An 18,349-nucleotide genomic window follows, 5' to 3' on the forward strand; every position below is an offset into this window, starting at 1 on the left:
GGGAGCGATGCGGGGCGTCACCCGAAGTCGTCGACGCCCCGCTCGCGCAGTTCCCTCCACGCGTCGGCCGGATGCACGCCGCGGCTGATCGCGCCGTTCTCGATGAGCACCCCGAGCATCTGCGAGAGTACGAACGCGACGTCCTCGACGCGCCCGCACTCGTAACGGGCGGACAGCCACCCGGAGACGTTGCCGGCCTTGGCGGCCTGTGCCATGTCCAGGGCCGTGCGGAACAACTCGCGGGTCGGATCGTCGATCGGATCCTCGGTCGGTGCGCTCATCGTCACCTCGATCTCTCTTCTCGTCAGAAACCCACGCGCAGGATCACCAGCGGCACGACCGGCAGGTCGAGCATCTCTGCCAGGCGCGAACCGGCGTCCTCGACCCGCAGCGGATGCGTCACGACCGACGCCGACAATCGCGCATCGATGGCCGCGAGCCAGCACCGCTCCACCGCCGCGCCCACCCGGACCAGATCCGCCGGCGAGGTGGACGGGGCGGAGAACAGCAGCACCGATTCGCGCGCGATCGCCGCCGCCAGCGCATCGACGTCGGGGATCCCCGACGTGACCATGGCCTCGCCGGCCGCGCCGTGTTCGTCGAGGGTCGCGCTCCAGGTGGTGACCACCTCGGCGTTGCCGCGCGGCTGCCAGTGGGAGGTCCACGAGAACATCTCCCGCTGGTAGTGCGGGTGACGCCGGCGGGCCTCCGCCGCATAGGCGAGCACCTGCGCCAGGGCGACGGCCTCGTCGGCGGCGAGCAGACGCACGTCGACGTCGGGTATCTCCCCGGCCGCGGCGACGACGTCGGCGAGCGTCGCCGTCGGCACCGGGATGTCGGTGAACGATTCGCGATGGCTGCGCCGATGCGAGATGGCGGCGTACAACCGCAGGTCGCGGCTGCTCGGGGTACCCGAGCCGAGCGTCTCGATCCGGGCGATGAGCTCCGGACGTTGCGGATCGGGCAGCACGGAGGTGCGCGATCGGTTGCCGAGGACCCGGATCGCGAGCTCGAGATTCGCGAGGGCCGTGCCACACGAGATCAACCGGTCGACGCGCAGCGGGTCCGGTCCCGGCTCGGCGAACTCGAGGCGTTCCTCCAGTTCGGCGCTGTGATCGGGCAGTCGCAGATTCCACGGTTGCGTGTCGTGTACCGAGGGTGCCTCCACCACCGCACGCGCAATGATCTCGGTGTCACCGAGCGACCAGGTTCCGGCATCGACAGTCACGACATCCTCCGCGTCGGCTCGTTCGTCCCCACATGTCCACCTCTGCTCCTCCAGCGTCTCCCGGGCGGTGCCCGCGGGGCAGGGGGAGAAGGTCCCCAGATGGGTGTCGAACGGCCCCGAGGACGTGGGTATCGCGGTACACCTGGGACAATGACGGGACAGCATGTCAACGAAAGGTGCCCGAGATGACCCGCGTGTTCCTCGTCGACGATCACGAGATCGTGCGGCGCGGCCTGGTGGATCTGCTGAGCAGCGTGCCCGACTTCACCGTCGTCGGTGAGGCCGCCTCGGTGGGCGAGGCCCTGGCCCGCGTGCCCGAGAGCGGCGCCGACGTCGCGGTGCTCGACGTCCGGCTTCCCGACGGCAACGGTGTCGAACTGTGCCGCGAGCTGCGTACCCGCATGCCGGGTCTGCGCGCCCTGATGCTCACCTCCTACGCCGACGACGAGGCACTCTTCGACGCGATCATGGCGGGTGCCTCGGGGTTCGTGCTCAAGCAGATCCTCGGCACCGACCTCGTCTCGGCGATCCGCACCGTCGGCGAGGGCGGCTCGTTGCTGGACAGCCGTGCCACCGCCGCCCTCATGGAGCGGATCCGGGCATCGCGCACGGCCGATCCACTGGCCGAGCTGTCGGAGCAGGAACGCGCCGTCTTCGAACTCATCGGTGAAGGCCTGACCAACCGCGAGATCGCCGAGCGGCTGTTTCTCGCGGAGAAGACCGTGAAGAACTACGTCTCGCGGCTGCTGGCGAAGCTCGGCATGCAGCGCCGCACGCAGGCCGCGGTGCTCGCCACCGAGCTGCGCAACGAGCGCGGCAAGCCGACGTCCTAGTCCGACGCGGGCGGGACCCGTTCCGTCAGAGCGGGACCGCCCACAGCACCCGGGTGCCGCGCGGGTGGGCCGGACCGATCTCGCACGACCCGCCGCACTGCACGGCGCGCCGCTCGAGGTTCGCCAGCCCGCTGCGGCGAGGCATGTCGGGCAGACCCGTGCCGTCGTCGAGGATCTCGATCCGGAAGTCGTCCTGAACCGAGACCGACACCGAGATGTTGTCGGACTGGGAATGGCGCAGCGCGTTGCTCAGCCCCTCGCGGAGCACAGCCTCGGCATGCGGGTGGATGCGCATCGGCACCAGCGTGTCGATGGGTCCGACGAACTGCACGTTGGGCGCCACCGAGGAGTGGATGCTCAGGTCGCCCACCACGTCCAGCAGTCTCCGGCGCAGACTGTTCGACGCCGCCGCGCCGGTGGTGTGCAGATCGAAGATGGTCGTGCGGATCTCGCGCACCGTCCGGTCGAGCTGTTCGATCGCGTGGCGGATCACCTCCACGACGCGTTCGGTACCCGCACCGTCCGCGGTCGCGCTCTGCAGACTCATGCCGGTGGCGAACAGGCGCTGGATGACGTTGTCGTGCAGGTCCTGTGCGATGCGATCGCGATCGGCCAGCACGTCGAGCAACCGCTTCTTGCGTTGCTGTTCGGCGAATTCGAGGGCCACGGCCGCGAGGTTCGCCATGGATTCGAAGCGGGCCACGTCCTCGTCGTCCCACGGTTCGGTACCGGCCTCGCGGGTCGCGACGAGCACACCCGTGACCGTCGACGTCGCCGACAGCGGCAGCACCACCGCGTGTCCTTCGTCGCCCTGCTCCATCGGTGGCAGTCCCTCGAGGGTATCGAGGTGCATCGGCTGCCTGCTCTTGAGCGCTTTCAGCACAGGCGATCCGGTGAGATCGAAACGCTTGTCCTTCCCGCACGGCGCCGCGGGGGACGCGGCCTGCAGGCGGCCGTGGTGGCCGTCGACGAGCATCACATAGGCGCCCGCACACCGGGCGAGTTCGCGGACCTGGCCGGTGAGCATCGACAGCGTCTCGTCCACCGACCCGCCCATCAACAGCCGGGAGTTGATGGATGCCATTGCGGTAAGCCATCTCTCGCGGTCGAGGGAGCCCTCGAACAGGCGCGCGTTCTCGACGGCCACACCGGCGGACATCGCGAGCACCTTGAGGATCACCTCGTCCTCTTCGGTGAACTCGGGTGCGCCCAATTTCTCGGTGAGGTAGATGCTGCCGAAAACCTTGCCGCGCACCATGATCGGAGTTCCGAGGAAGCTCTTCATGGGCGGATGGTTGGGCGGGAAACCGATGGAGGCGGAATGCTTCGACAGGTCGCCGAGACGGACCGGCCGGGGATCGTTGATGAGCAGACCGAGGATGCCCCGGCCCTCGGGCAGATGGCCCATCACCTCGCGCTGCGTCGGATTGATCCCGACGTACACGAACTCCGACAGACCACCGTCGGCGGCGCGCACGCCGAGCGCGCCGTAGCGGGCGTCGAGAAGGGCGGTCGCGGCGGAGACGATGCGCTGGAGCATGGAGTCGAGTTCGAGACCCGATCCCACGACGAGCACCGCTTCGAGCAGTCCGCGCAGGGTCGTCGGGGCGTCGACGGAATCGTCGAGCCGGTCGCGGAGCTCGGCGAGCAGCGTGTCGATGGCGACGTCGGTGGGTTCGATCATGACTTCTTCTCTTCCAGCAGGTGCAGCGCGGCGGACACGGCGGATTCCGAGGGATCCGTCTTCGCGCGGCTCAGGTCGTGTGCGGCCCCGGTGACCTCGATGAGAGTCGTGGCCGCGGGCAGGAGATCGAGTGCCTCCCGCAGTTCGTCGAAGGTACCGAAGGGGTCGCGGTCGCCGTGGACGAACACCGTGGGCACCGATATCTTCGGCAGGTGCTCGGTGCGCAGCTTCTCCGGCTTGCCCGGGGGATGGAGGGGATAGGACAGCAGGACGAGGGCGTCGGCGATGCCGGGTTCGTCGGCCGCGAGCATCGACGTCTGCCGGCCGCCGTAGGAGACGCCGCCGAGCAGTAAGGGCCCGGACACGCGGTCGCGCAGCTCCGCGGCCGCGGCGGACACACCCTCGCGGTCCTCCGCGGCGCGGGACGGCTGCGGGGGTCCCTTGGGCTTGCGACGGCGAAACGGCAGGTCGTAGCGCAGGGCGAGGAAGCCGGCATCGGCGAACCGGGAGCACATCAGCTGCAGGATCCGGGCGTCGCAGTTGCCGCCGGCGCCGTGCGTCAACGCGACGGCACCCCGCGGACTGCCCTCGGGAAGATGCAGGTGACCGGCCACGGTGCCGGTGTCCAGCGGTTCGACATTCACACCGATACGGTAACCGCCGCGTCGGCGACGGCACCGGTGACGAAGCCGTAGACGCTCTTGTGGAGGACGTCGATCGCCAGCTCGGAACGGGGCCACGTTTGCGGGGGTGCTCCCACGCCGGTCGCGTTCTCGAGGATCTGGTCGTTGGTCAGACGGACGACGGTGAACTTCGACGATGCGAGCGGCCCCCGCAGGCCCACCTCGGCCATGACCGAACGCAGGACGCCGAGGGCGATATCCTGCCCGAAGTGCATCGCCCAGTTCAGGGCGGTCGAGTGCTGTCCGGCCGATTCCGAGGCGCCCGTCAACCGTGCGAGTACGCGGCCCGGCACGTGGGAGTTCGGTCGCCCGGTGACGGCCTGCTCGATCTTCTCCCCGATGGTCATGGCGGCCACGCCGGCCGCACCGGCGACCAGGCCTGTGGCCCTGGCTGTCGTGCTCGCCGTCCGCTGGTACGGCGGGATGGGGCGGGCCCGAGCACGGGCGGTCACCGTCGGTCGCGCTCGACCGGCCGTATGAGCCGTACCCACATGCGGTGCAGCATCGCGGCGAACACCGCGACCCAGGCCGCCACCGCGACCCACAATTCGGCGGCGCCGATCGCGCCGACCAGTGGCAGATCGTCGGCGCGACCCAGATACATCCCCGCGATCGCGTACATGCCGAGCGGGAAGACGATCGACCACAGGGACGAGTCGTAGTCCAGCCGCACCCGGTGGACGCGGTGTCGCCACCAACCGGCCGCGACGAGCGGGGGGAGCAGCCACGTCGCGAAGACCCAGATGACGACGGCGAGGCCCGCGATCAGTCCGCGGGTCGCGTCGACCATCGGTGCGTCGTCCATCTCGACGATCCGTGAACCCGCCACGACGGTGATCGAGCACGCTCCCATCGACACCCAGTAAGGGGCTCTCCGCATTTGAGCGGGGCGTGTGCTGATTTCATGCTGCTGGTCTCTGCCCTCGGGTGAGGGCGATGTGGACCATGATGCGCCTTCGGTAGTTGTCCATGTTGGTGAAGCCGCATCCGACACGCTTGGTTTGCTTGATGATCCGGTTGAAGCCCTCGGTGCGGGCGTTGGTCACGTCCTCGGTGAGCGCGACGAGCACCGCTGGCCACCAGGTGTCGATCGTGGTCGCCAGGCGGCTGGTTTCCTCCATGTCGGCGCGGGCGGCGGCGTCGTAGAAGTCGTACAGCCTGCGCCGGATCTGGTGCGGCTGGTGTTCGGCCAGCAGCAGGCGCAGGCGTTCCTTGACGGCATGCGCGGCGGCCGTGCAGTTGCCGGGTGATCCGTTGACGGACCTGGGTGACCATGAGGTTGGCGAGGGCGACGAGATGCCACTTGTCGACTGCGATCCGCGCGTCCGGCAGGGCGGTGCGGATCCCGGATCGACAGGTACAACAGCGCCCGCCCGCACACCCGCCTCGGCAACGCCCCACCCGCCGAGTACGAGGCAGCGCACTGCGCTGAGCCCACCAAGTCATCGCGACCGGCAATGACACCTGCATAGACGTGGCATCAACGCGTAGATGTTTCAGTTTCTTCTGTGCTGGGGCTGTGTCAGGTGCTGGACCGGGTGTAGGCAGCGGCGCGCACCACATCGTCGTCCTCCAGTCCAGCTCCTAGTGCTCCGCCCACGGTGGCCAGGCTGGCGGTGAGCCAGCTGATCTTCGCGTAGTCCAAAGCGTTCACTGGGTGACCGGCGACACCGGCCAGTACCTGCTCGTCGATGAGCAGCAGCGCGCCGACCCAGGACAGGATGAATAAGCCGAGGTAGAACACCACAACCCCGATGGCCACGGTCGCGGTGGTGGCCAAATTGAACAGGATCACCTGCTCACGTTGGGCTCGCCGCCGTGGGCGCTCCCACAAGTCGGCTCCCAGGATCAGGGTGGCACTCACCGCCCCGATCGCCATCACCGCCAGCAGGACCAGGCGCACCGGCCCGTAGGCCATGGCCAGTACCCATAGGTCCGAGGCCACCAATGTCAGCATGCCGGTGGCCGCTGCCACGACCATCGCCCGGGAGAGCCGGGCCACGAAGGCCCAAGGCTGGTTGGCGCGGATCATGCCCAGCAGCAACCGCACGTTGCCGCTCAGCACTCGGGCCGTGAACTGCACGACGTTGTCGTCCGGGCGTTCGTCGAGATCGGTGGACAGCTGGTGGGCTCTTCGAGCAAGATCCCGCTGGGCGTTGAGGTCTTCGGCGTCGTAGCCCAGGAGCTGCCCGACCACGTGCACGGTGGTCTCTTGCACCTTCTGCCGCACGTGCACGGCTCCCAGGGTTGGGACGGAGACCAGTCCTACCCCGTGCACGGGGCTGAGCTGGGTGAGCACCGGACGTCGGCCGGTCTTCAGGGGGATCTCGGTGAGCACCACGGCCAAATCCCAGTTCTCCTCCAGCACGCGGTTTCGGGCCGCCTCCAGCAGGTCCAAGGTCTCGGTGGGTGGATCGACCAGCCGGTCTTCGGCCATCTTCAGTTGCCAGCGCACTCCCGGATACCGCTGCACCAAAATCTTGCGCACCGAGGTGGTGACCTCGGGGCCGAGCATCGCACTCAGGGATGGTGAGACCACCAGGCCGATGAGCAGCTCGGCATCGGAAAGGGGTTCGGCAGGATCGGCGGTGGATCGGCGACGCTTAGCAGTCACCGCTCCATGGTGAGGCAACCACGGGCCGATTGCCACTGGCTCGATGGAGCCCCAAGGTTTCGTGCAGCACCGCGGGCCGGATTCGGTGGTCGCCTCGATCCCGGAGAGAGCGGTGCTGCTCACTGCGAAATCCTCTCCCCGCCGACGCCGCCAGCGCGAAGACATCACAGCCAGCGGGCCCGGGACCTGCCGGTGTCGAGGACGGCTTCTCGATGATGCTGCAGTGACGGATCGGTTGAAGTGCTTCGGCGGTGTGGGAGCAGTGATCAGCGTGGGGCCGGTCGATTCCGTTCGGACAGGTGATGCATCGACTGCCCAGCGGCAGGTGCGGTACTGATGCGGGGGTACCCGGTGCAGGGGTGTCAAGGCCCAGCTCCGAAGACGGCAAGCCGGGCACGTGAAAGGCGAATTATGGCCCGCCGCAACCCGAGCGGGAAGGCATGTGTGGCACGAGGCGCCGAAGACGGGCCGGGCGTTTACTGCAGAGATAAATGGCTCTCCGCATTTGAGCGGGGCGTGTGCTGATTTCATGCTGCTGGTCTCTGCCCTCGGGTGAGGGCGATGTGGACCATGATGCGCCTTCGGTAGTTGTCCATGTTGGTGAAGCCGCATCCGACACGCTTGGTTTTGCTTGATGATCCGGTTGAAGCCCTCGGTGCGGGCGTTGGTCACGTCCTCGGTGAGCGCGACGAGCACCGCTGGCCACCAGGTGTCGATCGTGGTCGCCAGGCGGCTGGTTTCCTCCATGTCGGCGCGGGCGGCGGCGTCGTAGAAGTCGTACAGCCTGCGCCGGATCTGGTGCGGCTGGTGTTCGGCCGGCAGCAGGCGCAGGCGTTCCTTGACGGCATGCGCGGCGGCGATCTCGTTGGTCGGATCCTCGGCGGCGAGGGCGGCGTTGAACCGGGCCTTTTGCTTCACGGTGAGGTGCTCGTAGCCGGTGAGCAGCAGTTGCCGGCTGGCCCAGACTTTGTCGGTGGCGGTGCCGCGGCGGCCGTGCAGTTGCCGGGTGATCCGTTGACGGACCTGGGTGACCATGAGGTTGGCGAGGGCGACGAGATGCCACTTGTCGACTGCGATCCGCGCGTCCGGCAGGGCGGTGCGGATCCCGCCCGCGTACGGCGCGGACGGGTCGATCACGACCAGGTCGATGCCGGCCCGGAACGCGGGTGTCTGCAGCGCGAGCCAGTCGATCACGCACGCCCCGGAGCGTCCCGGGGTCAGCCCGAGAAGGTGCCCGGGCAGGGTGGGGTCGGCGTTGACGAACGAGGTCATCCACGGGTTCGACCGTGTCCAGCCGGCCTCTTCGAGCACCCAGCGCACCGACCGGGCGCGGGTCTCGTCGATGTTGAGCACGCGGGTGGGTTCCGGCTCGGGCAGCCACTGGTTGGCCAGTGCGATGAGCGCCCGGTGCGCGGTCGACCACGCCACCTGGTACTCGCTAGCGACCTCGCTGACGGCGCGGTTGCCCGACGCGATCGCCGAACCGATCTTCTCTCGTAGCCGGGTCGTGAGCCGCGACCGTGCCGGCGCAGCGCGGGACTGCTGCGTGAATGTCGCTGTCCCACAGGCCGGTTCGCGGCACACCAAGCGCCGTTTGAGCCACCACAGATCGGTTCTTTGGCCGGAGGCAGGCAAGTCCTTGACTCGAACCAGTGGCCGCTCCTTGATCCTTGAGGTGAGCACCCCGCACTCGGGGCAGGCGCCCTCCGGGTCGATGACCTCGATGACGACACGCACCGTGTCGGCATCGATTCGTTCGAGCTGCGGGACGGTGAACTCGTCCTCCAGCCCGAGCAGCACTGACGTACCCTCGTTCATGCTCGTGGTCTCGCTGTTGTCGCGTTGTGAGAGACCAACAGCATGTCGGGGCCACGAGCCCCATCAACTACCGGGCACCCCGCTCAAGCGCGAAGAGCCCAGTAAGGGGCGGTCAGGTCGGTGGGTCGCAACGGGTACTCCAACATCCGAACCGCGGCGAAGACGCCGGCCGCCGCGTACAGGAACAGCCCGACGCCCCAGGTGAACACCGCGAGGGCGGCGAGGAGCCGGTCCAGTTCGCGGTAGACCGGTTGGAGCGTGGCCGCGGCGATGGCCACCGACTCGCTGGCGACGACCCAGATGAACCACGTTCCGTTCGCCTTCGCGAGGACGGGACGCTCCGCCGTGCCGAGCACGGCGGTCCACGGGACGACATATCCGAGCACCAGCCACGTCGCCGCCGCGCCCACGAGTAGTACGGCCGCGGTGGAATGCCAGCCGTCCATCATCAGGCGTACGCCGAGCACGTTGCTGCCCGCGACGAAGGTGAAGAAGCCGAACGCCCGTCCGGAATCGGCGAGATCGGCGCGGACCTCGTCGCGGAACGCGAAGAACCGCCACACCGACAGGGCCACCAGCGTCGCGTATCCGATCGCGGACACGATCAGCAGCACGGCCGATGCGAGGTGGAAACCGCGGAGGTGGAGTCCGGTGGACACGATTCCGCCGGCCATGACGAAGGCGAAGTAACGCGGCGCGAGGATGCGGACTTCTTCGCGGAGACGGGAAGGGGCCTGCACTGCGTGCCCGCTACTTCAGCAGGCGGGACATCCGCCGGTCGGCGAGGACCTTCCCTCCGGTCTGGCAGGTCGGGCAGTACTGGAACGAACGGTCGGTGTAGGAGACCTCGCGGACGGTGTCGCCGCACACCGGGCACGGCTCACCGGTGCGGCCGTGCACGCGCAGCCCCGACCGTTTCTCGCCCTTGAGGCGCGCCGCGTCCTGCCCGACCGAGCGCGTGACGGCATCGGTCAGCACCGACCGCATCGCCCCGTACAGCGCGGTCACCTCGTCGTCGGTCAGCCGTCCGGCGGTCGCGAACGGTGACTGCTGCGCGACGTGCAGGATCTCGTCGGAGTAGGCGTTGCCGATGCCCGCGAGAATCTTCTGGTCGATCAGCAACGTCTTGAGGCGCGAGGTGCTGTCGGTCAGGAGCTCGGCGAACTCGTCGCGGGTGAGGGCGAGCGCGTCGGGGCCGAGGCGGGCGATGCCGGGCACCTGCTGCGGATCGTCGACAATCCAGACCGCGAGGCGCTTCTTCGTGCCGGCCTCGGTGAGATCGAAGGCCGGTGTCGTCGCGTCGGGGGCGAACAGGTGCACGCGGAGGGCGAGCGGACCGCGACCGAGTTTCGGGGGAGTCTGCGACGGTTCGTCGAGCCAGCGCAACCAGCCGCCGCGCGACAGGTGCGTGATCAGGTGCAGCCCCGAGCAGTCGATCGCGAGGAACTTGCCGAAGCGCACCGCTCCGGTGATGTCGCGTCCCTGCAGCGCCGTGATCGGCGGGTCGGCCGTCTGCAGTACGTTCAGCGCCGCGACGTCGATGCGTCCGATGACGCTGCCGACCGCGTGCTCGCGCAGGAACACCGCAAGTGCTTCCACCTCGGGGAGCTCGGGCATGGGAACAGGCTACGGTCGCCGGGCCGTTCGCGGGTGGCGACGGACACCTTCGAGCCACCGATAGACTGCGCTCGTGACTGTGTCGACGCCCTACGAAGACCTGATGCGCCTGATCCTCGAGACCGGCGCGGAGAAGGCCGACCGTACCGGAACCGGCACGCGGAGCCTGTTCGGCCATCAGATGCGCTTCGATCTGTCCGAGGGCTTCCCGCTGATCACCACGAAGAAGGTGCACCTGAAGTCCATCGTCTACGAGTTGCTGTGGTTCCTGCGCGGCGACTCCAACGTCAAGTGGCTGCAGGAGCACGGCGTGACGATCTGGGACGAGTGGGCCGCACCCGACGGCGATCTGGGCCCGGTCTACGGCGTGCAGTGGCGCTCGTGGCCGACCCCCGACGGGCAGCACATCGACCAGATCGGCCAGGTGATCGAGACCCTGCGCACCAACCCCGACTCGCGGCGCATCCTCGTCTCGGCGTGGAACGTGGCCGAGCTCGACAAGATGGCGCTCATGCCGTGCCACGCCTTCTTCCAGTTCTACGTGGCCGACGGCAAGCTCAGCTGCCAGCTCTACCAGCGCAGCGCCGACATGTTCCTCGGCGTGCCGTTCAACATCGCCAGCTACGCGCTGCTCACCCACATGGTCGCGCAGCAGACCGGACTCGAGCCGGGAGAGTTCATCTGGACCGGCGGCGACTGCCACATCTACTCGAACCACATCGAGCAGGTCACGGAGCAGCTCACCCGCGATCCGTATCCCTACCCGACGCTGAAGCTGCACCCGCGCGACTCGATCTTCGACTACCGCTACGAGGACGTCGAGGTCGTCGGCTACCGGCACCACCCGGCGATCAAGGCGCCGGTGGCCGTCTGATGGGAGATGTCACCCTCGTCTGGGCTCAGGCACGTGGTGGTGTGATCGGCCGGGAGAACACCATCCCGTGGCACATCCCCGAGGACATGGCGTTCTTCAAGGACGCCACGATGGGCAAGCCGGTGATCATGGGCCGGCTCACCTGGGACTCGCTCCCGGTCGGATTCCGGCCGCTGCCGGGACGCCGGAACATCGTCGTCACCCGAAACGTCGAGTGGTCGGCCGAGGACGCCGAGACCGCGATGAGCCTCGAGGACGCACTGACACTCGCCCGTGAGGACGAGGTCGTCGTCATGGGTGGGGGCCAGATCTACGCGCAGGCGATGCCGTTCGCGACTCGGCTGCTCGTGACCGAGGTCGACCTCGACGTCGCAGGAGATGCGACCGCACCTCCGATCGGGCCCGAGTGGGTGGCGGATCCCGGAGAATGGCTGACGTCCACCAAGGGAATCAGGTTCCGCTGGATCCGGTACGCCCGAAGCTGAGTTCTCGCGGCGGCATCTGAGCGATACTGCGGTACATGGACAAGCTCTCCTTGACCGCCATGGCACGGCAGCAGCTCAAACTCGCAGCGACGTCCAGCAGCGGACGCAGCTCCCAGACGGTTTTCGGTGGGCATACCAAGCACCTGCGGCAGACCGTCGTCGCGTTGCTCGCCGGCCACGAACTCGGCGAACACGACAGCCCCGGCGAGGCGACCCTGCAGGTGCTGTCGGGTCAGCTCCAGCTCGTCGCGGGCAACGACGTGTGGAAGGGTTCGGCGGGTGACATGATCATCATCCCGCCGGTCCGGCACAGCGTCAGCGCCATCGAGGACGTGGCCTTCCTGCTCACCGTCGCCAAGTAGCGGCGCTTACTGCACAGGTGCCGGAGCGGTGTACCCGCGGTAGCCCTCCCACGCGAGTCGGCGCTCGCGACGCGGATCGTGCTCGATGCGCGTGACCTCGTCGAAAATCACTGTCGCGCGGTCCTTCTCGTCGTAGGGTGGCCACGACGGCAGTGGTTCACCGTGCCGGGCCACGTTCAGCCACTGGCGCTGCATCGCCCCGGCGGCCGTCCGCAGGCCGCGTCGCCCACCGAGTGCCGTGAGCGCCCGGCCGAGCGGTTCGTCGGTCTGGTCGAAGACCGCGAGCAACTCCACCGCGTGCGTCGCGTCGAAGCCCGTCCAGCGCAGCACTCGCGGCGCGAGATCGAAGCGGTACATGAAGGTCGGCGCGAAACGCGAATGTGCCTGCGCGAACTGCACGGACGGATACCAGAAGGTGAGGTCGCCGCCGAGATCGATCGCGGCACGCTCGTCCGGATATCCCGGATAGATCCCCGTGATGCGATCCTTCGCCTCGGGATCGGTCGCGGCGAACAGTGCGTCGATCCGCCGAGGGTTCGTCGGCAGCGCGTCGAGGAACTTCGGGAACAGTGCACCTTCGCGGTCGTTCGTCCCGAGCACGAGCGGAACGGGATGCGCCGCGCCCGTCTCGTACGCCTCGAGCGGTTGGAGCGGAACGAAATCGCCGTCGACGACCGGGCCGAAGGGATGCAGACCGGGAGTCGCGCGCAGTACCTGCGCCCCGAGGCGCGATCCCACCCGCCCGAGTTCGACGGGGGAGGTGTCGAGCAGCGCCTGCGCGGCGGTATCCGGATCGGCACCGAGCAGTTCGACGAACTTCCGGCCCCATTCGGCCGAGCGGTCGGAGGTGACGACGAGATTCGGCGCCGGGCTCTGTGCGATCGCGGCGGAGAACAGTCCGCGCGCGGCGGGTGTCGCGAGCAGGGTCGTCACCGAGGTGCCGCCGGCGGACTCGCCGAAGATCGTCACGTTGTCGGGGTCGCCGCCGAAGGCCGCGATGTTGCGCTGGACCCATTCGAGTGCCGCCACCTGGTCGCGCAGACCGAGATTGGAATCGAATCGGACCGAATCGGTGGAGAAGGACCCGAAGTCGAGATAGCCGAGCGCTCCGAGGCGGTAGTTGATCGACACGTAGACTACGTCGCCGCGTCGGACCAGCGACTCGCCGCCGTAGACCGACAGGGCACTCGTGCCGAGGGTGAAGGCGCCGCCGTGGATGAACACCATGACCGGTCGCGGTGCATGGACCCGAGCGGCGGGGGCGAGCACGTTGAGGGTCAGGCAGTCCTCGTCGGGACGCACTCGCACCCCGCGACGACCGGTCTCGGCGTAGCGCGGACGCTGCGGGGCGGCATTTCCGAACTGCGTCGCATCGCGCACTCCCGTCCAGGGCTCGACCGGTTGCGGCGCCCGCAGCCGCAGCGGGCCCACCGGGGGAGCGGCGTAGGGAATGCCGCGCCAGGCGAGGAGGCCGCCGAGCCGGGTGCCGCGGACGGTTCCGTCGGCGAATGTGACGTGGGTCTCGGGCGTCATGCTCCGCACTGTACGTGACGGGGCGTCACGGTAGCCGCCGTGTCCACCGTCGACGTCACCAGAAGTGGGGCTCGAGGCCTCGGCCCGCGAGCTCTGCCCGTACGTAGGTGCGCAGCGTCGCGGTGTCGGGGAAGCGCTCCTCGTCGAGGGCGACGAACGCGAGGGTGTACCGCTCGTCGGTGTGGCAGGCGTAGACCGACAGGCGGGTCGTGGTGCGGGCCGGCCGGGTGTCGAGTCCCGGGTGCATGGCGCGCATCGCGATCCCGGTGGTGCGGTACGGGCCCAGCGTGGTGAGCTCGCGGGGCACCGCGCCGATGTTGGAACACAACAGGTCCCGCTCACCGGCACCGCGCGCGACGCGGGCGGCGATCCGGTCGGGGAGGAGTTGCAGGATCTCGGCCGGCATGTTGTGCGGCGCGCCCTCCCGCGGCTGCGAATAGGCGTGCGCGGCGCGGGCCCGGATGGAGGCGAGCGTGTCGCCGTCGTCGACGGTGATCCCCACCATCGACACGCCGTTGGAGACGGTTCCCTCCTTCCGGTCGTCGACCGGAACGGAGATGCGCACGGGGAACGGGATGCGGGCGCGCCGGGCGACACCGGCGGACACGGCGAGCAGCAGGGCGTTCGGGCTGCCGTCCTCCGCGGCCGCGACGGCCTTCCACTGCGCCGCGTCGACGTCGACGAGCGCGGTGCGCGGTCGCGAGTGCACCGTCTGCGGCGCGGGCGGTTTCTCCGTGCGAGGTGTGTACTTCACGCGGCGCAGCCCGCTGCCGACCTTCCGGAACAACTGCATCGCATCGCGTAGGTCGGATTGGTGACCGGGGTCGGGTCGTCGCGGCCGGTCGGCGAGCGCGTCAGCGACCGCGCGGACGAATCCCCGCGCGTCGGTCAGGACGTGCGAGCACACGATCGACAGTGCGGTGCCGCCGCTCGTGAGTCGGGTCGCGGCGACCGCCCAGCCGGGACCGAGCTCGGGATCGACGTCCACGTTCGCGTGCTCGTCGGCCCAGGCGAGGAGGTCGTCGTCGGGGATGGGGGTCGCGGGATAGCGCAGTGGATGGACGTGCGTGTTGGGTTCGAAGCGGGGGCGTGCGCCGGGAACCCGGGGACGGACCACACGGCGACCGAGCGGGCCTTCGGACAGCACGTCGTGCAGGGACAGCAACAGGGTCGCGTCCACGGTCTCGTCGGTGCGCCACAGACCCTGCATCACCGACGGCAGGCCGGTTCCTTTGTGGCGGTGGAGGAACATCTCGTCCACGACGCTCAGGCGATTCACAATCCCGACCGTAGCGCCGACCGTTGACCGAAGCACTGAACCGAGGTTCAATCCTTGGTGTGGCGTACCGTCGGACACCCGCAGTGCAGGAGCGACTCGACGCGCAGCGCGAGGCGATCGCCGCTGCCGCCGTGACTCTGCTCAGCGAACGCGGATACAGCGGACTGTCCGTCTCGGCGGTCGCCGAACGGGCCGGCGTCGCCACCGGCAGCGTCTACCGGCACTACGTCGACAAGTCCGATCTCATGGTGCGGATCTTCCGGGAACTGTGCGAGCGGGAGGTCGAGGCCGTGACGTCCGCGGCCGCAACCGGATCCGGTGCCGACCGGGTGACCGCGGTGGTCGACACCTTCTCTCGCCGTGCGCTGCGCAATCCCACCCTCGCCTACGCCCTGCTCGCCGAACCGGTCGACGCCGCGGTCGACGCCGAACGACTCGTGTTGCGCCGCGCCTTCGCAGCGGCCTTCGCGAACGCCGTGCGCCACGGCGTCGAGACCGGTGAATTCCCCGAACAGGACGTCGAGCTCACCGCCGCGGCGCTCGTCGGGGCTGTCGGTGAGGTGCTCACCGGTCGCCTCCCCGGCGCGGCCGACGGTCGCCTTCGAGACAGTGCGGCCGACGGTCGCCTTCGAGACAGCGCGGCCGGATCCACCGTCCCCGACCTCGTCGTCCTCGTACTGCGAGCGGCGGGGCATCTGCCTTCCGGAACGACTCAGGAGTGAAGCCGTGAATTTCCCCGCCACCCACGAAGTGTTCAACCAGGTACCGGACCTCGAGCCCTACGGGGCCGCCGACGACCCCGCCCTCCTCGAAGGACTGCGCCGCGAAGGGGCGAGTTGGGCCGAGGACGAGGTCCGCGAACTCGGCGCCCTCGCCGGCACCGCCCGTGCCCAGGACTGGGGGCGGCTCGCCAACGAGTATCCGCCCGTGCTGCACACCCACGACCGCTACGGCCACCGCGTCGACGAGGTCGAGTTCCATCCGCACTGGCACGACCTGATGACCGTCGCCGTCGAGAACGGCCTGCACGCGGCACCCTGGCGCGACCCGCGTCCCGGCGCGCACGTTGCCCGTGCCGCGAAGTTCTACGTGTGGGGGCATACCGATGCCGGGCACATGTGCCCGATCTCGATGACCTACGCCGCGATCCCGGCGCTGCGCCACAACGCCGAACTCGCCGAGCGCTACGAGCCGCTGCTGGCCGCGCCGCACTACGACTTCGGGCTGCGCGAACCCTCCACGAAACGTGGCCTGATCGCCGGGATGTCGATGACCGAGAAGCAGGGCGGTTCCGACGTCCGCGCCAACACCACCACCGCGACCCCCAACGCCGACGGTTCGTACACGATCGTCGGGCACAAGTGGTTCACGTCCGCGCCGATGTCCGACCTGTTCCTCACGCTCGCGCAGACCGAGCACGGACCGTCGTGCTTCCTGCTCCCGCGCGTCCTGCCCGACGGCACCCGCAACGCCATCCGCATCCAGCGGCTGAAGGACAAGCTCGGCAACAAGTCGAACGCCTCCTCCGAGATCGAGTACGAGAACGCGATCGGCTGGCTCGTCGGCCCGGAAGGTCGCGGCATCAACACCATCATCGAGATGGTGAACATGACGCGACTCGACTGTGTCATCGGCTCGGCCGTGAACATGCGGGTCGCGACGTTGCGCGCGGTTCACCATGCCCGTCACCGGAAGGCGTTCGGCGCGTTGCTCGTCGACCAGCCGCTCATGCGCAACGTCCTCTCCGATCTCGTCGTCGAGTCCGATGCCGCGACGACGATGATGATGCGTCTGGCCGGGGCCACCGACCGCGCCGCCGGGGACGAGCAGGAGGCCGCCCTGCGCCGCATCGCGCTGGCCGTCACCAAGTACTGGGTGTGCAAGCGGGCACCCGCGGTCGCCGCCGAAGCCCTCGAATGCCTCGGCGGCAACGGCTACGCCGAGGAATCGGGCATGCCGCGGCTCTATCGCGAGTCGCCGCTCATGTCGATCTGGGAAGGATCCGGCAACGTCGCGGCACTCGACGCGCTGCGTGCAATGGCGCGGCAACCCGACACCGTCGAGGCGTTCTTCACCGAGGTCAGGCTTGCGGAAGGTGCCGATCCGCGGCTCGATTCGGCCATCGCCCGGATCGGCAAGGAACTCGCCGACCTCGAGGACGCCGAGTACCGGGCACGGCGGGTCGTGGAGCTCATGGCCCTGGCCCTGCAGGGCGCGCAGCTCGTCCGGCACGGACATCCCGCCGTCGCGGAGGCGTTCTGCCGCAGTCGGCTCGACGACGACTGGGGCATCGCGATGGGCACACTGCCGACCGGCGTGGACACCGCCGCGATCCTCGACCGGGTCTGACGAGGGCGGGTCCGATCCTGCGGCGCTGTCACCCGTCTCAGGTCGAGGGCATACTGGAATACGTCCTGCGAGGAATCGACTACGGGTGGAGCCCGTCATGATCGGCAGCAACGAATGGTGGGAGTGGGGTCGGCAGATCGCACTCGCGGTGACCGAGCCGCATGCACTGCACCGTGCCCGCATGATCGTGCGCGGCGTCGTCGCCGAATCCGAGGCGGTGAGCGACAGCCGCCGGGGCGACGCCGAGATCCACTCCGTCAACCTCGCGCAGGGCACTCCGGTCACGATGAGCCCCCGACTGGCATCGATGGTGCGGTCGGCGCTGTGGGCGGCCCGCATGACGGGCGGGACCATCACCCCGGTCGACTCCGACGACGCCTCCGTCGATGCCGGAGCCATCCCGCCGATCCATCCCATCCCCACCTACCGCGACGTGCAGATCGACGGAGACATCGTGCTCGCTCCTTTCGGGGTGAGTCTCGAACTCGGCGCGACGGCCGTGGCCGACACCGTCGACTACTCCGCGGCGCTCGTCGCGAATCTGCTCGAATGCGGGGCGCTCGTGCGCATCGGCGACGTGATGGCCACCGCGGGGCACGCGCCTGCCGGGGGATGGCAGGTGCCGCTCCCGGACCGGGGCTCGGTCGAACTGCCGGCCGGATCGGCGATGGCGTCGCACACCAGCGACGTCGCCGACCCCGAGCGGTGGCGTCTCGTCAGCGTCATCGCTCCCGACGCGGTGTGGGCTCATGCGGCCGCGGCGACGGCGTTGCAGCGGGGCATCGGAGCCCTGTCGTGGCTCGAACAGTACGACCTGCCGGCGCGTCTCGTCGACACGCACGGACGGGTCCGGACCACCACGGCCTGGTCCGATCCGAAGGCTGCTTGATCTCTCGAGCAGGATGCGGTCAGGCTCCGTCGCGCAGGGTGCGGTAGACCTCGATCAGGTGGTCGGTGGACGCGTCGCCGGTGTCGGGGATCTCGTCGCCG

The 18,349-nt window shown here is 69.0% G+C and carries 17 protein-coding genes and 2 pseudogenes; 7 read left to right on the plus strand and 12 right to left on the minus strand.

Features of this window, described 5'->3' with window-relative positions:
* Positions 1 to 17: 17 nt before the first annotated feature.
* Complete coding sequence (locus A5767_RS08980; RefSeq protein ID WP_006551566.1) at positions 18 to 287, minus strand: hypothetical protein; 270 nt, start codon at positions 285 to 287, stop codon at positions 18 to 20.
* Positions 288 to 304: 17 nt separating this feature from the next.
* Complete coding sequence (locus A5767_RS08985; protein WP_039583966.1) at positions 305 to 1,228, minus strand: nitroreductase family protein; 924 nt, start codon at positions 1,226 to 1,228, stop codon at positions 305 to 307.
* 185 nt (positions 1,229 to 1,413) lie between these two features.
* On the opposite strand from A5767_RS08985, the gene A5767_RS08990 reads away from it, so the two are divergent.
* Positions 1,414 to 2,061 carry a response regulator transcription factor gene (locus A5767_RS08990; protein ID WP_033096942.1) on the plus strand — a complete coding sequence of 216 codons (648 nt, stop codon included), beginning with the start codon at positions 1,414 to 1,416 and terminating at the stop codon, positions 2,059 to 2,061.
* A 25-nt stretch (positions 2,062 to 2,086) separates the two neighbouring features.
* On the opposite strand, the gene A5767_RS08995 is transcribed toward A5767_RS08990, so the two are convergent.
* The 8 genes and pseudogenes from A5767_RS08995 to A5767_RS09025 all read right to left on the minus strand — a co-directional run bounded on the left by A5767_RS08995 (position 2,087) and on the right by A5767_RS09025 (position 10,477).
* Positions 2,087 to 3,745 carry a sensor histidine kinase gene (locus A5767_RS08995; protein WP_006551563.1) on the minus strand — a complete coding sequence of 553 codons (1,659 nt, stop codon included), beginning with the start codon at positions 3,743 to 3,745 and terminating at the stop codon, positions 2,087 to 2,089.
* Complete coding sequence (locus A5767_RS09000) at positions 3,742 to 4,389, minus strand: alpha/beta hydrolase family protein (RefSeq protein WP_019289864.1); 648 nt, start codon at positions 4,387 to 4,389, stop codon at positions 3,742 to 3,744. The genes A5767_RS08995 and A5767_RS09000 overlap by 4 nt, the downstream gene beginning before the upstream one ends.
* Complete coding sequence (locus A5767_RS09005; RefSeq protein ID WP_006551561.1) at positions 4,386 to 4,880, minus strand: hypothetical protein; 495 nt, start codon at positions 4,878 to 4,880, stop codon at positions 4,386 to 4,388. The genes A5767_RS09000 and A5767_RS09005 overlap by 4 nt, the downstream gene beginning before the upstream one ends.
* Positions 4,877 to 5,320, minus strand: a pseudogene (locus A5767_RS09010) (tellurite resistance/C4-dicarboxylate transporter family protein); the annotation flags it as partial. The gene A5767_RS09005 and the pseudogene A5767_RS09010, both read right to left, overlap by 4 nt.
* A 10-nt stretch (positions 5,321 to 5,330) precedes the next feature.
* Positions 5,331 to 5,991: pseudogene (locus A5767_RS22565) on the minus strand (ISL3 family transposase).
* Positions 5,951 to 8,779: an ISL3 family transposase gene (locus tag A5767_RS22570; RefSeq protein WP_197483224.1), complete on the minus strand. Its 2,829-nt coding sequence runs from the start codon at positions 8,777 to 8,779 to the stop codon at positions 5,951 to 5,953. Before A5767_RS22570 ends, A5767_RS22565 begins: the two are co-directional and overlap by 41 nt.
* 164 nt (positions 8,780 to 8,943) lie before the next feature.
* Positions 8,944 to 9,600 (minus strand): tellurite resistance/C4-dicarboxylate transporter family protein, encoded by a 657-nt coding sequence (locus tag A5767_RS09020; protein ID WP_231913152.1) that lies wholly within the window; start codon positions 9,598 to 9,600, stop codon positions 8,944 to 8,946.
* 10 nt (positions 9,601 to 9,610) lie between these two features.
* A complete protein-coding gene (locus A5767_RS09025; protein ID WP_006551556.1) occupies positions 9,611 to 10,477 on the minus strand; it encodes an Fpg/Nei family DNA glycosylase in 867 nt (288 codons plus the stop codon).
* Positions 10,478 to 10,550: 73 nt separating this feature from the next.
* On the opposite strand from A5767_RS09025, the gene A5767_RS09030 reads away from it, so the two are divergent.
* From A5767_RS09030 to A5767_RS09040, 3 genes are read left to right on the plus strand one after another with little or no spacing between them, the layout of a single operon-like run.
* A complete protein-coding gene (locus tag A5767_RS09030) occupies positions 10,551 to 11,351 on the plus strand; it encodes a thymidylate synthase (protein ID WP_006551555.1) in 801 nt (266 codons plus the stop codon).
* Positions 11,351 to 11,836, plus strand: coding sequence for a dihydrofolate reductase (locus tag A5767_RS09035; RefSeq protein WP_006551554.1), 486 nt, complete (start codon positions 11,351 to 11,353; stop codon positions 11,834 to 11,836). Before A5767_RS09030 ends, A5767_RS09035 begins: the two co-directional genes overlap by 1 nt.
* Before the next feature lie 35 nt (positions 11,837 to 11,871).
* Positions 11,872 to 12,198 carry a cupin domain-containing protein gene (locus A5767_RS09040; protein ID WP_006551553.1) on the plus strand — a complete coding sequence of 109 codons (327 nt, stop codon included), beginning with the start codon at positions 11,872 to 11,874 and terminating at the stop codon, positions 12,196 to 12,198.
* A gap of 6 nt (positions 12,199 to 12,204) precedes the next feature.
* Here the strand turns inward: A5767_RS09040 and A5767_RS09045 are convergent, their stop codons facing one another.
* Both A5767_RS09045 and A5767_RS09050 read right to left on the minus strand, forming a co-directional pair.
* Positions 12,205 to 13,731 (minus strand): carboxylesterase/lipase family protein, encoded by a 1,527-nt coding sequence (locus A5767_RS09045; RefSeq protein ID WP_064852120.1) that lies wholly within the window; start codon positions 13,729 to 13,731, stop codon positions 12,205 to 12,207.
* Between the two features lie 55 nt (positions 13,732 to 13,786).
* Positions 13,787 to 15,010 (minus strand): hypothetical protein, encoded by a 1,224-nt coding sequence (locus A5767_RS09050; RefSeq protein WP_064852121.1) that lies wholly within the window; start codon positions 15,008 to 15,010, stop codon positions 13,787 to 13,789.
* Between the two features lie 59 nt (positions 15,011 to 15,069).
* On the opposite strand from A5767_RS09050, the gene A5767_RS09055 reads away from it, so the two are divergent.
* From A5767_RS09055 to A5767_RS09065, 3 genes are all read left to right on the plus strand, one after another.
* Positions 15,070 to 15,732 (plus strand): TetR/AcrR family transcriptional regulator, encoded by a 663-nt coding sequence (locus A5767_RS09055; RefSeq protein WP_024103164.1) that lies wholly within the window; start codon positions 15,070 to 15,072, stop codon positions 15,730 to 15,732.
* Between the two features lie 4 nt (positions 15,733 to 15,736).
* A complete protein-coding gene (locus A5767_RS09060) occupies positions 15,737 to 17,359 on the plus strand; it encodes an acyl-CoA dehydrogenase family protein (RefSeq protein ID WP_033096736.1) in 1,623 nt (540 codons plus the stop codon).
* A gap of 97 nt (positions 17,360 to 17,456) precedes the next feature.
* Positions 17,457 to 18,248: an FAD:protein FMN transferase gene (locus A5767_RS09065; RefSeq protein ID WP_033096735.1), complete on the plus strand. Its 792-nt coding sequence runs from the start codon at positions 17,457 to 17,459 to the stop codon at positions 18,246 to 18,248.
* Positions 18,249 to 18,349 lie beyond the last annotated feature (101 nt).

It is taken from the genome of Rhodococcus sp. 852002-51564_SCH6189132-a (assembly GCF_001665495.1).
Classification (GTDB): Bacteria; Actinomycetota; Actinomycetes; order Mycobacteriales; family Mycobacteriaceae; genus Rhodococcus; species Rhodococcus pyridinivorans.

What these genes read in the sequence shown, in the direction of transcription:
- A5767_RS08990 (WP_033096942.1), top strand. Translation starts at nt 1,414, where the DNA reads ATGACCCGCGTGTTCCTCGTCGACGATCACGAGATCGTGCGGCGCGGC.
- A5767_RS08995 (WP_006551563.1), bottom strand. Translation starts at nt 3,745, where the DNA reads ATGATCGAACCCACCGACGTCGCCATCGACACGCTGCTCGCCGAGCTC.
- A5767_RS09025 (WP_006551556.1), bottom strand. Translation starts at nt 10,477, where the DNA reads ATGCCCGAGCTCCCCGAGGTGGAAGCACTTGCGGTGTTCCTGCGCGAG.
- A5767_RS09035 (WP_006551554.1), top strand. Translation starts at nt 11,351, where the DNA reads ATGGGAGATGTCACCCTCGTCTGGGCTCAGGCACGTGGTGGTGTGATC.
- A5767_RS09040 (WP_006551553.1), top strand. Translation starts at nt 11,872, where the DNA reads ATGGACAAGCTCTCCTTGACCGCCATGGCACGGCAGCAGCTCAAACTC.
- A5767_RS09045 (WP_064852120.1), bottom strand. Translation starts at nt 13,731, where the DNA reads ATGACGCCCGAGACCCACGTCACATTCGCCGACGGAACCGTCCGCGGC.
- A5767_RS09065 (WP_033096735.1), top strand. Translation starts at nt 17,457, where the DNA reads ATGATCGGCAGCAACGAATGGTGGGAGTGGGGTCGGCAGATCGCACTC.